The organism is Amycolatopsis sp. FBCC-B4732 (genome assembly GCF_023008405.1).
GTDB lineage: Bacteria > Actinomycetota > Actinomycetes > Mycobacteriales > Pseudonocardiaceae > Amycolatopsis > Amycolatopsis pretoriensis_A.
Map to the genome: position 1 here is coordinate 9,666,992 of NZ_CP095376.1, position 13,666 is coordinate 9,680,657.

At 72.6% G+C, this 13,666-nt stretch carries 13 protein-coding genes; 9 read left to right on the forward strand and 4 right to left on the reverse strand.

What is annotated here, in order from left to right; genetic code table 11:
* The first annotated feature begins 63 nt into the window (after nt 1-63).
* Complete coding sequence (locus MUY14_RS44150) at nt 64-1,080, forward strand: ABC transporter permease (protein WP_247018785.1); 1,017 nt, start codon at nt 64-66, stop codon at nt 1,078-1,080.
* 7 nt (nt 1,081-1,087) lie between these two features.
* Here the strand turns inward: MUY14_RS44150 and MUY14_RS44155 are convergent, their stop codons facing one another.
* Together MUY14_RS44155 and MUY14_RS44160 are read right to left on the reverse strand one after the other, a co-directional pair.
* Complete coding sequence (locus MUY14_RS44155; RefSeq protein ID WP_247018790.1) at nt 1,088-1,441, reverse strand: hypothetical protein; 354 nt, start codon at nt 1,439-1,441, stop codon at nt 1,088-1,090.
* 117 nt (nt 1,442-1,558) lie between these two features.
* The gene (locus MUY14_RS44160) at nt 1,559-3,340 is read right to left on the reverse strand and encodes an ABC transporter ATP-binding protein (protein ID WP_247018792.1); all 1,782 of its coding nucleotides are present in this window, start codon (nt 3,338-3,340) and stop codon (nt 1,559-1,561) included.
* A gap of 113 nt (nt 3,341-3,453) precedes the next feature.
* Between MUY14_RS44160 and mshB the strand changes: the two genes are divergently transcribed.
* Genes mshB through MUY14_RS44175 form a run of 3 tightly spaced genes read left to right on the forward strand, consistent with a single transcriptional unit; the run spans nt 3,454 to nt 5,454 of the window.
* Nucleotides 3,454-4,296, forward strand: a complete 843-nt coding sequence (gene mshB, locus MUY14_RS44165) for an N-acetyl-1-D-myo-inositol-2-amino-2-deoxy-alpha-D-glucopyranoside deacetylase (protein ID WP_247018794.1) — start codon at nt 3,454-3,456, stop codon at nt 4,294-4,296.
* The gene (locus MUY14_RS44170; RefSeq protein ID WP_247018796.1) at nt 4,293-4,682 is read left to right on the forward strand and encodes a hypothetical protein; all 390 of its coding nucleotides are present in this window, start codon (nt 4,293-4,295) and stop codon (nt 4,680-4,682) included. Before mshB ends, MUY14_RS44170 begins: the two co-directional genes overlap by 4 nt.
* Nucleotides 4,675-5,454, forward strand: coding sequence for a hypothetical protein (locus tag MUY14_RS44175; protein WP_247018798.1), 780 nt, complete (start codon nt 4,675-4,677; stop codon nt 5,452-5,454). Before MUY14_RS44170 ends, MUY14_RS44175 begins: the two co-directional genes overlap by 8 nt.
* Before the next feature lie 28 nt (nt 5,455-5,482).
* Here the strand turns inward: MUY14_RS44175 and MUY14_RS44180 are convergent, their stop codons facing one another.
* The gene (locus MUY14_RS44180) at nt 5,483-6,244 is read right to left on the reverse strand and encodes a site-2 protease family protein (RefSeq protein ID WP_125313546.1); all 762 of its coding nucleotides are present in this window, start codon (nt 6,242-6,244) and stop codon (nt 5,483-5,485) included.
* Nucleotides 6,245-6,507: 263 nt separating this feature from the next.
* Here MUY14_RS44180 and MUY14_RS44185 point away from each other — a divergent pair, with 263 nt between their 5' ends.
* From MUY14_RS44185 to MUY14_RS44195, 3 genes are all read left to right on the forward strand, one after another.
* Nucleotides 6,508-6,795 (forward strand): WhiB family transcriptional regulator, encoded by a 288-nt coding sequence (locus tag MUY14_RS44185; protein WP_247025525.1) that lies wholly within the window; start codon nt 6,508-6,510, stop codon nt 6,793-6,795.
* A gap of 133 nt (nt 6,796-6,928) precedes the next feature.
* A complete protein-coding gene (locus tag MUY14_RS44190) occupies nt 6,929-10,192 on the forward strand; it encodes a glycosyltransferase family 2 protein (RefSeq protein WP_247018800.1) in 3,264 nt (1,087 codons plus the stop codon).
* The gene (locus MUY14_RS44195; protein WP_247018802.1) at nt 10,189-10,662 is read left to right on the forward strand and encodes a hypothetical protein; all 474 of its coding nucleotides are present in this window, start codon (nt 10,189-10,191) and stop codon (nt 10,660-10,662) included. The genes MUY14_RS44190 and MUY14_RS44195 overlap by 4 nt, the downstream gene beginning before the upstream one ends.
* A gap of 637 nt (nt 10,663-11,299) precedes the next feature.
* Here the strand turns inward: MUY14_RS44195 and MUY14_RS44200 are convergent.
* Nucleotides 11,300-11,764: a metallopeptidase family protein gene (locus MUY14_RS44200; RefSeq protein WP_086865629.1), complete on the reverse strand. Its 465-nt coding sequence runs from the start codon at nt 11,762-11,764 to the stop codon at nt 11,300-11,302.
* Nucleotides 11,765-11,843: 79 nt separating this feature from the next.
* On the opposite strand from MUY14_RS44200, the gene MUY14_RS44205 reads away from it, so the two are divergent.
* Nucleotides 11,844-12,197 carry a DUF3499 domain-containing protein gene (locus tag MUY14_RS44205; protein ID WP_247018803.1) on the forward strand — a complete coding sequence of 118 codons (354 nt, stop codon included), beginning with the start codon at nt 11,844-11,846 and terminating at the stop codon, nt 12,195-12,197.
* 80 nt (nt 12,198-12,277) lie between these two features.
* Nucleotides 12,278-13,633 (forward strand): phosphomannomutase/phosphoglucomutase, encoded by a 1,356-nt coding sequence (locus tag MUY14_RS44210; protein WP_247018805.1) that lies wholly within the window; start codon nt 12,278-12,280, stop codon nt 13,631-13,633.
* Nucleotides 13,634-13,666 lie beyond the last annotated feature (33 nt).

The following is a 13,666-nucleotide window of genomic DNA, read 5'->3' on the forward strand; positions in this document are numbered from 1 at the left end:
CCGGGGTTCCGGTCACCCCCGCGCTCGTTCTCGCCGCGGGATCGCCGGACCTGGGGGTTTCGGATGAACCTTGTGCTCTACGTGCTCAGACGGCTGGCCATCTCCGTCCCGGTCCTGCTGGTCGGCACGTTCCTCTGCTTCGTCATGGTGGCCAACACCGGCGACCCGCTGGGCGAGCTCCGCAGCAAACCGGGCATCAGCGCGTCGGCGATCGCCGACACCGAGCACAAGCTCGGTCTCGACCAGAGCGTCGTCGCCCGCTACTTCACCTGGCTCGGCCACTTCCTGACCGGCGACTGGGGCATCTCGATCGCCCAGGGCAACGCGTTCACGCCGGTGGCGCCGAAGGTCATGGCGGCGTTCAACGTGACGCTGGAGCTGGTCCTGACGGCGTCCGTGCTGGCGCTCTTCTTCGGCGTGCTGGTCGGCGTCCTGGCCGCGGTCAAGCAGTACTCGATCTGGGACTACGCGGCGACGACGCTGGCGTTCCTGATGTTCTCGATGCCCATCTTCTGCGTGGCGATCGTCCTCAAGGGCTACGCGATCCGCGCCAACATCTGGGTCCGCGACCTCGGCCTCGCCGATGTCCTCGGTGACCCCTGGCTGCGCACGACGAGCCCGGAGAGCCTGTCCGCGACCGGGGTGGGCGACGCGCTCGCGAAGTACGTCGGCGCGTTCCTGCTGCCGACGCTGTCCATCATGGCCATCACGTTCGCCGCGTACAGCCGGTTCCAGCGCGCGTCGATGCTGGAGGTCCTGGGCGCGGACTACGTCCGCACAGCGCGCGCCAAGGGCGTCTCGAACAGCCGCGTGATCTGGCGCCACGCGTTCCGCAACGCCCTGATCCCGGTGATGACGCTGTTCTCGGTCAACTTCGGCGCCACGGTGACGGGCGCGATCATCACCGAGACGGTCTTCAACTGGCACGGCATGGGCACGCTGCTGGTGGAGGCGGTCAACAAGAACGACCCGCAGGTCCTGATGGGCTGGCTGGTGGTGATCGCGGCGAGTGTCATCGTGGCGAACCTGCTGGCGGACCTGCTGTACGGCATCCTGGACCCCCGCATCCGCGTGGGCTGAGCCCGGCTCACCACAGCTCGGCGAGAGCGGCGAGGCGGTTGCGGAAGGTCCGGGCGTCGCCGGCCGGCAGGGCGTGGGCGACGAGGTCCAGGACGTGGCGCACCTCGTCCGGATCGGGGCAGCACCGCAAGACGCCGCACCCGGACTCCGGATCCCACAGCCGGTGGATCGGGTCGCGCACGAACCCTTCCCACGCCCGGAGCGCCTCGGCCGCGGCGCCGGGCCACAGCCGGGTGCGTTCGAGGCGGACGAGGCACGCCAAGCCCCTCGGTGAGAGACCGCCGAGCGTGGGGACGGGCTCGCCGGTGGTGCCGCGGCGAGGGGGGTCCGCGCGGACCCGGGCCGGCGATCTACGCGCCATGGCCCTTTCGCGTGGTCGACATGGACCGATTCTCGCACGCGAGCCCCGCCCACCGCCTCGTAACGCAGTGAAGGCCGCCGCCCAGCCCGGGCGGCGGCCTTCAGTGTGCTCAGAGCGTCAGTCGGCCACGGGAGCCAGCTTGCCGGCCTCCCAGGCCGCGCGGCGCTCGGCCTGCAGGACCGGGTCCGCGACCGGGGCCGCCGACAGCAGGCGCCTCGTGTAGTCCTGCTGCGGCGAGTGGAGCACCTGGTCGCGCGTGCCGACCTCGACCAGCTTGCCGTGCTGCATCACCGCGACGCGGTCGGCCAGGAGGTCGACCACCGCGAGGTCGTGGCTGATGAACAGGCACGCGAACTGCAGCGACTGCTGCAGGTCGAGGAACAGGTCCAGCACGCGGGCCTGCACCGACACGTCCAGCGCCGACGTCGGCTCGTCCGCGATGAGCAGCGCCGGGTCGAGCGACAGCGCGCGGGCGATGGCCACGCGCTGGCGCTGGCCGCCGGAGAGCTCGTGCGGGTAGCGGTTCATGTAGTGCCCGCCCAGCTCGACCTTGTCGAGTAGCGAACGCACCCGTGCCGACAGCTCCTTGCCGGAGAGCACCTTGTGCAGCACCATCGGCTCGGCGATCGACTCGCCGATCGTCATCTTCGGGTCCAGCGTGGACGCCGGGTCCTGGAACACGATCGAGAAGAACCGGCGAAGCGGGCGGATCTCCTTCGCCGACATCGTCGTGATGTCCTTGCCCGCGATCGCGATCGTGCCCTGGGTCGCGCGCAGCAGCCCCACGGCGCAGCGGCCGACGGTCGACTTGCCCGAACCGGACTCGCCCACCAGGCCGACGATCTCGCCCTTGGCGATGGTCAGCGAGACGTCGTCCACCGCGCGGTTCTTGGCCTGGCCGCGGCGGCCCGGGTACTCGAGCACCAGGTTCTTGATCTCGAGGGCCGGCGCGGCCTCCTCGATCACGGCCTCCAGCTCGGCGTCGGCGAGCCGGATCTCCTCGGCGATCTTGGCGGCCTCGGTGCTGTCGGAGGCGATCCCGGTGTCGTCGAGCAGGCGGCGGCCTTCGGGGCGCTGGCCGAGCACCGGCACCGCGGCGAGCAGCCGCCGGGTGTAGTCCTCCTTCGGCGACGCGAACAGCTCGCGCACCGGCGCCTCTTCGACGATCTCGCCCTGGTACATGACGATGACGCGGTCGGCCATGTCGGCGACGACGCCCATGTCGTGGGTGATCAGCACGATCGCGGTGTCGAGCGTGTCGCGCAGCTTGCGCAGCAGGCCGAGGATCTCGGCCTGGACCGTGACGTCGAGCGCCGTGGTCGGCTCGTCGGCGATGATGACCTTCGGGTCGCACGAGATCGCCATGGCGATCACGACGCGCTGGCGCAGGCCGCCCGACAGCTGGTGCGGGTACTGCTTGAACCGCAGCGGCGGGTTCGGGATGCCGACCATCTCGAGCAGCTCGATCGCGCGCTGGTCGGCGGCGGCCTTGGAGATGTCGAGGTGCGAGCGGAGGGACTCACGCAGCTGCCAGCCGACCGTGTAGACCGGGTTCAGCGCGGTCATCGGCTCCTGGAAGATCATCGCGACCTGGTTGCCGCGGATCTTCTGCATGTCCTTCTCTTTGAGGTCCGCCAGGTTGCGCTCGCCGAGGCGCAGCTCGCCGGCGATCCGGCTGGTCTTCGGCAGCAGGCCCAGCACCGACATCGACGTGACGGACTTGCCGGACCCGGACTCCCCGACCACGGCGACGATCTCGCCGGGCTGCACGTCGAACCCGATGCCCTTGACGGCGTCGACGACGCCGTCCTCGGTCTGGAACGACACGCTGAGGTCGGAGATCGACAGAACGGATCCGGACACGCCGGCGACGTCCGCCGAAGTTGCTTCAGTGCTCACCAAGATGCCCTTCGTGGGGGTACAGACGATCGCGACGCGGCGGTCGCGACTCGCGCGAGGATAACCGAGGGTGTCCCCGACGAAGGTCGGAGCACGGGAATTACGCTCAACCCGTGATCTCTCCGGTACCGCGCAGGCTGCTGCTCGTCCACGCCCATCCCGACGACGAGAGCATCACCACCGGCGCCACGATCGCACGATACGCCGCCGAAGGCGCCGAGGTGACCGTGGTGACCTGCACGTTGGGTGAGGAAGGCGAGATCATGCCGGGCCTGGCGGAACTGTCCGGGCTGGGCGCCTGGGCCGCCGACCAGCTGGGCGGCTACCGCGTCAGCGAGCTGACGGCCGCGTGCGCCGCGCTGGGGGTGGCCCGGCACCGTTACCTCGGCGGGATCGGCCGGTGGCGCGATTCGGGCATGGCGGGCACGCCGTCGGCGGCGCACCCGCGCGCGTTCACCGGCGGCAGCGCCGAAGAGCAGGCCGCGCAGCTGGCGGAGATCCTCGACGAGGTGCGGCCCCAGGTCGTCGTCACCTACGACGCCTTCGGCGGCTACGGCCACCCCGACCACATCCGCGCCCACGAGATCACGATGGCGGCGGCGCCGCGGGCGGCGTCGGTGGCGCGCGTGTTCCACACGGTGGCGTCGAGGAACGCGGTGCGCACCGGCTTGAACGCGCTGCGTGCGGGCTCGCCCGAATACGGCGTCCCGGCCGACGAAGAGCTGCCGACGACCCCGGACGAAGAGATCACGACCGTGCTCGACGTCGCCGCGCACGTCCCCGCGAAGGTGGCCGCCCTGCGCGCGCACGCGACGCAGCTGGCGGTCGTCGAGGGGCCCGTTCCGTACTTCGCGCTCACGAACGAAGTCGCCCAGCCGATCGCGTCCGAGGACTACTACGTACTGGCGCACGGTCCCGCCGAGGGTGCGGCGGACGACCTGTTCGGCGGACTGTGACCGTGGAACCGCTGACCTGGCAGCAGCGGCTGCTCCTGCTGGTGCTCGTCTTCGACACGGTGCTGCTGGCGATCGTCGAGCTGTTCTTCCTGCCGCTGCGGATCGGGGTCGTGCCGCTGCCGGTGACGGTGCTGGTCGGCGCGGTGACCACGCCGTGGCTGGTGTCGACCACCGCGAAGCTGGTGCGGCCCGCTCTTTCGTGGGTACCCCTCGCCGTGTGGGTGCTCGTCGTGTTCGGGGTCGGCATGCTGGGTCCGGGCGGCGATCTGGTGCTGATCCAGGACTGGCGGGCCCTGCTGTTGCTCGGCGCGAGCGCGCTGCCGGGCGCACTGGTGCTCGGCGGCGGGCTGGGCCGTGCGGTGGGAAGGGGAGCGGGACGTGGCTGAGGCGATTTCCGACGGGCAGGTCGTGGCGGTGCTGCGGCCGTTCGTGCGCGCGTGCGGGCCGATGCTCGACGCGCTGCGCGAGTCCGACCCGTTCGGCCTTCAGGCCCGCGCGGCGGACGACCTGGCCGAGGTCGAGTCCGGCCTGAAGGCGAAGCTGATCCACGGCGTCACGTCGGTGAAGGTCCCCGGCACGGCGGCGTGGGCCCGGATGACGGGCTACGACCGGTCCAGCTGGTGGATGAACCGCGTCGGCCGCTTCACGGCGGTGCTGACGTCGATCCCGGGCCTGGGCGGCGCCCTGGCCGACCGGCTGCCGGTGCAGGACGCGCTGGGCGCGGCGTCGCAGGGGCTGCTGCTGTGCGCGATCGCGGGCGAGTACGGCGTCACGGACGTCGGCACGCGCGTGCGCCTGATCGCGTGGGTGCTCTTCGAGCGGGACATCGACGCCGACCTCGCGGCGGGCAAGCACGCGGAGCACGACGAAGCCGCGGAGGCGGACGAAGCCGCGAGGTTGACCGAAGAACTGACAGCGTCGGAGAAGAAGCACGGCAAGGCGACGGTCAAGGCCGCCGGCCGCACGCTGTGGCGGCTCGGGCGCGGGCTGCTCGGGATCACGGGGGAACTGGAGAAGCGGCCCCGCGGCAACTTCCTGCACCGTGCGATCGGCATGTTGCCGGTCGTCGGCGCGGCGGGGGACTACTTCGGGGAACGGTCGGGCCTGCGGGAAGTCTGGAAGCGGGCGCACGTCTGGCTGACGGAGCACCGCGCCTGACCTTCCCGCGCGGCGCCCCCGCCAAACCTCAGTTCCAGAACTGGAAGACGCTGAACCCGATCTGCGCACCGTCCACATAGCCCCCGAAGGCGCCGAAGATCGAGTACGAGGCGTTCCACAGGAGCGCGTTCGCCGGCTTGATGAACCACAGGATGGCGAACAGGATGATCGGCGCCCACGGGCGGACCTGCGCGCCGATTTCGCGGGCGCGCGGGGGCAGGTACGGCTCGATCGCGCCCCAGCCGTCGAGGCCGGGGATCGGGAGGATGTTGAGGATGAAGGTCACGATCTGCAGCAGCGCCAGGTAGGACATCGCGATCACGAGGCCGCCCGCCATCGGGACCAGCGCGACCACCAGCGCCAGCGCCGCGCCGACCGCGAGGTTGCTCAGCGGACCCGCCAGCGACACCCAGGACGACGTCCCCCGGGAGCGCAGCGCGCCGCGGTTGATCCAGACCGCGCCGCCCGGGAGCGGGATGCCGCCGATGATGAGGAAGATCAACGGCAGGACGATCGACAGGACCGGATCGGTGTACTTCCGCACGTCCAGGGTCAGGTAACCCTTGTGGGCGACGCTGTAGTCGCCGCCGCGGTAGGCGACCATCGCGTGGCCGAACTCGTGCAGCGACAGCGACGCCACCCAGCCGGCGGCGACGAAGATCACGACGCCGGCGATGAGCAGCGGGTCGCGGTCGCGGACGAAAACGGTGTTGATGTCACCGAACGCGGCCATCGCCCCACCGGCGACGGTGAGCGCGAGGATGCCGAGGAAGACCGGGCTGGGGCGCACTGCTGACTTCTGCACGACTCCCAGTCTTCCGTATGCCCGGTGTGAAGTTACCGGCGTGTCCCCTTGCGCGATCGGGCTCCGACGTCCCCCGAACTCGCTACTCCGCTTGACCTGACCGCACTACACGGGTGTAATCACAGTGATGTCATTCGCCGCCAGAGGGGGCGGCGAGTGTCGTTTCACCACCGCCAGCCTGGGGAGTGCTAGGGAGCGAGGAGGCGGACGTGCGGTTGGAAGCCGATGGTAAGGAATGGGGGCACGTCATGAGTTGGGGCGAGATCCCGGAGCAGGCTCTGGGAGATCTCACCGAGCTCATCGATGCCACCGAAGAAGAGCAGGATTGGCAGGAACGCGCCCTGTGCGCGCAGACGGACCCGGAGGCGTTCTTCCCCGAGAAGGGCGGCTCCACCCGCGAAGCCAAGCGGATCTGCCTGGGCTGCGAGGTCAAGGACGAGTGCCTTGAGTACGCGCTGGCCAAGGACGAACGCTTCGGCATCTGGGGTGGTCTGTCCGAGCGGGAGCGCCGGAAGCTGAAGAAACGCGTCGTTTGAGGGGGAGTCACCGGTGATGCGTCGCGTCACCGGTGATTCCACGTGGTGAACGCCCGGCGTGGGTTCACCACCGGGTGACGGGCCGGGGCCGTAGGGTGGCCGCACCGACCCGCCGCCTGATCTGGAGCGTTCGTTGCCCCGCACCGCCGCGCCGCCCGTCCTGCGCACCGCGCCCGTTCTGGCCATTGTGGTCTGTCACAACGGCGAAAACTGGCTGCCGCTGGCGCTTTCTTCGTTGCGCCGCAGCACCGTCCGGCCGCGGCACGTGCTGGCCGTCGACACCGGCTCCACGGACGCGACCGCGCGGCTGCTCGCCGAAGCGGCGGACGACCCCGGCTCGGATTCTTCTCCCGTGCTCTCCGGCGTCATCACACTTTCGAGCGACACCGGCTTCGCGGCCGCGGTCGCCGAGGCCGTCGGGCACGCCACCGAACGCTGGGGCGACCCCGGATCGTGGCTGTGGCTGCTGCACGACGACTGCGCGCCCGAGCCCGACTGCCTCGACGAACTCCTGCGCGTCGCCACGAAAACGCCGTCGGCGACCGTGCTCGGCGCCCTCGGGCTCGACTGGACGGACCCGCGGCTGATCGTCGAAGCCGGCCTGTCCACCGACGCCTCCGGGCACCGCCAGCAGGTCGCCGCGCTCGGCGAGGAGCCGGCCGAGGTGCTCGCCGTGCCCAGCGCGGGCTCGCTCGTGCGCCGCGACGCGTGGGACGACCTCGGCGGCTTCGACCCCGGTTTCCCCTTGCTGCGCGAGGATCTCGACTTCGGCTGGCGCGCCAACGCGGCCGGCGGGATCGTCCTCTCCGTGCCGACCGCGCGGGTCCGGCACGCGCGGGCGGTCACCACCGGCCAGCGCACGGCGGACGCCGTCACCGCGCCGCTGCCCGCCGCGAACCGGGCTCACGGGCTGCGCGTCTTCCTGGTGAACTGCTCGCCCTTTTCCTTCTGGCTGGGGATGATCCGGCTCCCGCTGCTCTCGGTGCTGCGCGCGCTGGCGTTCGTCCTGCTGCGCCGCACCGGCGAAGCGCGGGCCGAGTTCGCCGCGGCCGCGTACCTCCTCAGTGGACGCGGCGGATTGCGCGCCGCCCGGGGCCGCCGGCGGCGGAATCCGCGGCCGGGCACGGTGCGCGGGCTCTTCACCGGGCGCGTCACCCGCCTCCGCAACGCTTTCCGCGCGGGCGTGGTCGGCCTGGTGCGCCGGGGCGTGGAGAGCGACGTCGCGCTCGGCCGGGTCCCCGAGACCGTCGAAACCGAGTCGGCGTGGGTCACACCGGAAGCGCTCGACGCCCGCGAGACCCGTCCCGTCGGCCCGGGCGCGCTGCCCGCGGGCGCGCTGCGCGGGATCGGCTCACGCGGTTCCGGGCTGCGCCGGCCGGGCACGCTCGTCGCCGTCACGCTGCCGGAAACCGCGGCGCCGGAACCGGTCTCCGACGAACCGGCCGAAGAGGCCGAGCCCGAACTCGTCTTCGTCGAGGTCAACCGGCGGCGGGTGCTCGCGGCCACGATCTTCGCGCCGCCGGTCGTGCTGCTCGTCGTGATGACGGCGCTCGGGCTGGTCGTCAACCGCGCCCGGCTCGGCCTCGACCTCTTCGGCGGCAAGCTGCTCCCGGTCGGCGGGCTGGGCGAGCTCTGGTCGTCGTACCTCACGCCGTGGCACGCGATCGCGGGCGGCACCGGCGCCCCCGCGTCGGCGACGCTGCCGGTGCTCGGCACGCTCGGCGCGGTCTTCGCCCCGCTCGGCGGGCCGGCCGCGCTCGTCGCGATCCTGCTCCTCGGCGACATCCCCTTGGCGGCGCTGAGCGCGTACGTGGCGACGCGGCGGCTTCGCGTGCGCCGCTGGGTGCGCGCGGTCGTCGCGGCGACGTACGCGCTCCTGCCCGCGGCGACTGCCGGAGTGGCGCAGGGCCGGCTCGACGTCGTCGTGGTGCACCTCGTGCTGCCGCTGGTGGCCGCCGGCATCGCCGGGCTGCTCGTGCACGCGGACACGCGCTGGCTGCACGTTTCCGCGCTCTCGGCGTTCGGGGTGGCGCTGCTGGGCGCGTTTTCCCCGCTGGCGCACGGGCTCGCGCTCGCCGGGCTGCTGATCGGGTTCGTCGTGCTGCCCGCGCCGACCGGGCTGGCCCGGCGGATCGCGTCGGTCGGCATCGTGGTGCTGCTGCCGCTGGCGCTGCTGCTGCCGTGGCCGACCGTGTTGCTGCGGCACCCGGAACTGCTCGTGCAGGGCCTCGGCGGCGCGGCCGCGGCGGTGTCCGGCACCGACCTGGCCGGCCTCGACCCCGGCGGGCCGGGCGCGTGGCCGATCGGCGTCGCGGTGATCGCCGCGGCGCTCGTGGCGGTGGTCGTCCGCCCGACGAAGCTCGCCGCGGGCGGGATCGCGCTGGCGGTGCTCGGCGCGGGCGGCCTGGTCCTGGTCCGGCTGGTCACGGCGGCGCCGATGCAGGGCGGCACCGCGGCCCACGGCTACGCGGGCGTCCCGCTGCTGATCGTCGGCGCCGGGCTGCTGTGGGTCGTGCTCGGTTCGTGGCAGCGCGGCGGTTCGGCCGGGGTGCCGTCGCCGTGGCTGCCGCAGGTGATGGCGGTGGCCGGGGTGGTGGTGTTCCTGGCACTGGCGGGCGGCGCCGTCGCCGTCGGCGGTCAGGGCCCGCTCCGCGCGGGTCCGCGCCCCGCGCTGGCCCCCGAAGCCGCGGCGGAGATCTCGGCGTCCGGCCGGTCGGTGCTGGACCTGGCGTCCGACGCGACCCGCCAGATCGGCGGCCGCCTGCCCCACTACGGCGACGACGAGCTGGCCCCGCCCCCGGGCACCCCGGCCCGCCTGGCGGCGTGGCGCCGCGACCTCGGCCAAGGCGACGCGGCAGCCGTCCAGCGCACGTTCGCGGCCGCGGCCGCCGCCGGCGTGGAGTACGTGGTGCTGCCGCCGGGAGCGGACCCGCGGGCGTACCCGCCGCTGGCGAAGGACCTGGTCTCGGTGGCCGCCCCGACGTCGGACGGCCGCGGCGTCCTCCGCCTGCTCGCCCCGGCGGGCCAGGTGATCCTCATCTCCCCGGAGCAGGCGAAGGCAGCGGTCACGGGCGGCGGCGCCCCGGGTCTGGCGCCGGGCGTGGCCCCGGTCCAGGCGGGTCTCCCGGACGTGCGCGTGCGGGTCTCGGACGGCCCGACCGGCCGCCTGCTGGTGCTGGCGGCGGAACAGGAAGCGGGCTGGAAGGCCTCGGTGGGCGGCAAGAGCGTCCCGATCGTGCCGGCGTGGGGCCACCAGGTGGCGGTGTCGGTCCCGCCGACGCCGTCGGAGGTGACGGTGGAGTACCCGGGAACGGAACGCAACCTGTTGCTGCTGGCCCAGCTGGCGGCGGTGTTGTTCACCCTGCTGACGGCGGTCCCGGCCCGCCGCCGCCCGTGACGGTCACCGCGCAGTGGGTCCACGTGTCGTGGACGAAGCACTCGCGTGGCGGTCCGGCCGCGGCGGTCCGCAACGCGGTCCCGGCCGGCTTCGCGCTGCCCGCGCTGCCGGGCGGGGTCGCGCACGTGGGGCGGCTGCGCGAGCAGGACGGGTTCGCGCCGGTCGCGTCGTCGGAGAGCCTCCGGGACGTGCCAGTGGACCTGCGGGAGGCCGATGGTCGCCTGAGGGTGCTGCCCCGCGTCGGCGAGCTGTTCGGGATCCCGCCCCGCGAGCGGCGCCCACCGGCGGTGAAGCTCGCGCCGGGCGAGTGGCTGCGCTGGCGGCTCAACTACCGCTTCAGCAGCGCGGCGGGCAGGCAGGATTGGTCGTACTGGCCGGACACGTTCAACATCGGCTACGGCGAGCTGCCCGCCGACGCGTTCCTGGGCGAGCCCACGTACTTCGTCGACGAGCGGGGGCCGGTCCGGTAGGTCACTGGCCTTCGATGAGGTCGGTGGGGGCGTGTCGACCGCGCGAGTGGGCCGTTGGTGCCGCCAAAGGCGTCGCGAGTGGCCCATCGGTGCCGCCGAGTCCGACGCGAGCGGACCGTTCGCGAAGGCCGTCGGAGCGCGCAGGGTCCTTTCGGTCCCGCGGCGGCGTCTCTCGCCTTCGATGAGGTCGGTGGTGGCGTGTCGACCGCGCGAGTGGGCTGTTGGTGCCGCCGTAGGCGTCGCGAGTGGCCCATTGGTGCCGCCGAGTGCGACGCGGGCGGACCGTTCGCAGCGGCCCTCGAAGCGCGCAGGGTCCTTTCGGCCCCGCCGCGGCGTCTCTCGCCTTCGATGAGGTCGGTGGTGGCGGGTCGGCCGCGCGAGTGGCCCATTGGTGCCGCCGAGTGCGACGCGAGCGGACCGTTCGCGACGGCCGTCGAAGCGCGCAGGGTCCTCTCGGTCCCGCGGCGGCGTCTCTCGCCTTCGATGAGGTCGGTGGGGTCGTGTCGACCGCGCGAGTGGGCCGTTGGTGCCGCCAAAGGCGTCGCGAGTGGCCCATCGGTGCCGCCGAGTGCGCCGCGAGTGGACCGTTCGCAGCGGCCCTCGAAGCGCGAAAGGCCCTCTCGACCCCGCCGCGGCGTCACTCGCCTTCGATGACGTCCGGTTCCACGCCCAGGTACCCCGCCACCTGCTCCACCAGCACGTCGTGCACCAGCTCGGCCAGCTCCGAAGGGTCCTTCGCCCGCGCCTCCAGCGGCCGCCGGTACAGCACGATCCGGGCGCGCGTCGGCATCCCCGTGCGGTCGACCCCCGCCGGGACCAGGCGCGACAGCGGGACCGCGCCGTCGTGGAGGACGCCGTCCGCCGGGGAGTGGCCGTTCTCCCGGATCTCCGGGACGTCGTCCACCGCCACGTCGAGCTTCGTCAGCTCGTGGCGCCAGCGGGCCTCGATCGGTTCCAGCGCGTCGAGCACCAGCGCGTCGAACCGCTCCGCGCGGCTCGCGGCGGCGGGCAGGGTCGCCGGGTACAGCGTCCCGCGCAGGCCCCGGCCGTGCCGGTCCCGTCGCAGGCGCCGCCGTTGTCGGTAGTCACGAGCCGTCGCCACCCCGGAAGTCTATGCGGTCGGCACGTCCCAGCGCGTGTCGCTCCTCCTACCTTGCGGCGACGCGCTATCGTTTCGGATCGTGCGGAACGTACGGAAGTGTTCGCGTACCGGCTGTCTAGAGCCGGCTGTGGCCACGCTGACGTATGCCTACAGCGACTCCACCGCCGTCGTCGGCCCACTGGCCACCGCCTCCGAGCCGCACTCCTACGACCTCTGCGAAGCGCACGCGCTGCGGCTGACCGTCCCCAAGGGCTGGGAAGTCGTGCGGCACGAAGGCGCCTTCGCCGCGCCGGACCCGTCGGCCGACGAGCTGACCGCGCTGGCCGAGGCCGTGCGCGAGGCCGGCCGCTCCGACAAACCGGCCCCGGCACCCGAGCCGGAAGGCCCCTCCGGGCGCCGCGGCCACCTGCGTGTCCTCCCCGGTCGCGCCTGAGCGCGTAACCCACCACCACCGCCGGTAGGCTTTCCGCGCGGCGCAGCGGGCGCCAGGACGACTAATCGCGGGGAGACGGCGTGCCAGACCTTTCGGGCATCGTGAAGGCCTACGACATTCGCGGCGTGGTCGGCGAGCAGCTCGACGCGGACCTCGTCCGCGACTTCGGTGCCGCGTTCGCCCTGCTCATCAAGCCCGAAGCACCGTCGGTGGTGATCGGCCACGACATGCGCGACTCCTCGCCGGGCCTCGCGGCCGCCTTCGCCGAGGGCGTCACCTCGCAGGGGCTCGACGTCGTGAGCATCGGGCTGGCCAGCACCGACCAGCTCTACTTCGCCTCGGGTTCGCTGAACCTGCCGGGCGCGATGTTCACCGCGAGCCACAACCCGGCCAAGTACAACGGCATCAAGATGTGCCGCGCCGGCGCGTCCCCGGTCGGGCAGGACACCGGGCTCGCCGAGATCCGCGACACCGTCGAGCAGGGCGTGCCCGAGTTCGAAGGCCAGCGCGGCAGCGTGTCCGAGCGGGACGTGCTCGCCGACTACGCCGCCTACCTGCGCAACCTCGTCGACCTGTCGGCCAACCGGCCGCTGAAGGTCGTCGTCGACGCCGGCAACGGCATGGGCGGGCACACCGTCCCGACCGTCTTCGACGGACTGCCGATCGACGTCGTCCCGATGTACTTCGAGCTCGACGGCACCTTCCCGAACCACGAGGCCAACCCGCTCGACCCGAAGAACATCGTCGACCTGCAGGCGAAGGTGCGCGAGGTCGGCGCGGACGCCGGCGTCGCCTTCGACGGCGACGCGGACCGCTGCTTCATCGTCGACGAGCGCGGCGAGCCGGTTTCGCCGAGCGCGATCACGGCGCTGGTCGCCGTCCGCGAGCTGGCGAAGGACCCGGGCGGCACGATCATCCACAACCTCATCACGTCCAAGGGCGTGCCGGAGATCGTCGCCGAACACGGCGGCAAGCCGGTCCGCACCCGCGTCGGGCACTCGTTCATCAAGGCCGAGATGGCCAAGACCGGCGCCATCTTCGGCGGCGAGCACTCCGCGCACTACTACTTCCGCGACTTCTGGCGCGCCGACACCGGCATGCTGGCGGCGCTGCACGTCCTCGCCGCGCTCGGCGAGCAGAACGGCCCGCTCTCGGAGCTGACCAGCGCGTACTCGCGCTACGCGGCCTCGGGTGAGATCAACTCCACGGTCGACGACCAGGTCGCCAAGATGATGGCCGTCAAGGACGCCTTCGGGGCGCGCTCCGGCGTCGAGATCGACGAGCTGGACGGCCTCACCGTGCAGCTGCCGGGCGGCGCCTGGTTCAACCTGCGCCCGTCGAACACCGAACCGCTGCTCCGCCTGAACGTCGAGGCCGCGAACGCCGAGGCCGTCCAGGGCCTGGTCGACGAAGTGCTCGCGATCATCCGCAACTGACCCACCCCCTAACCAGGGTGCCTAGGGGCCGAA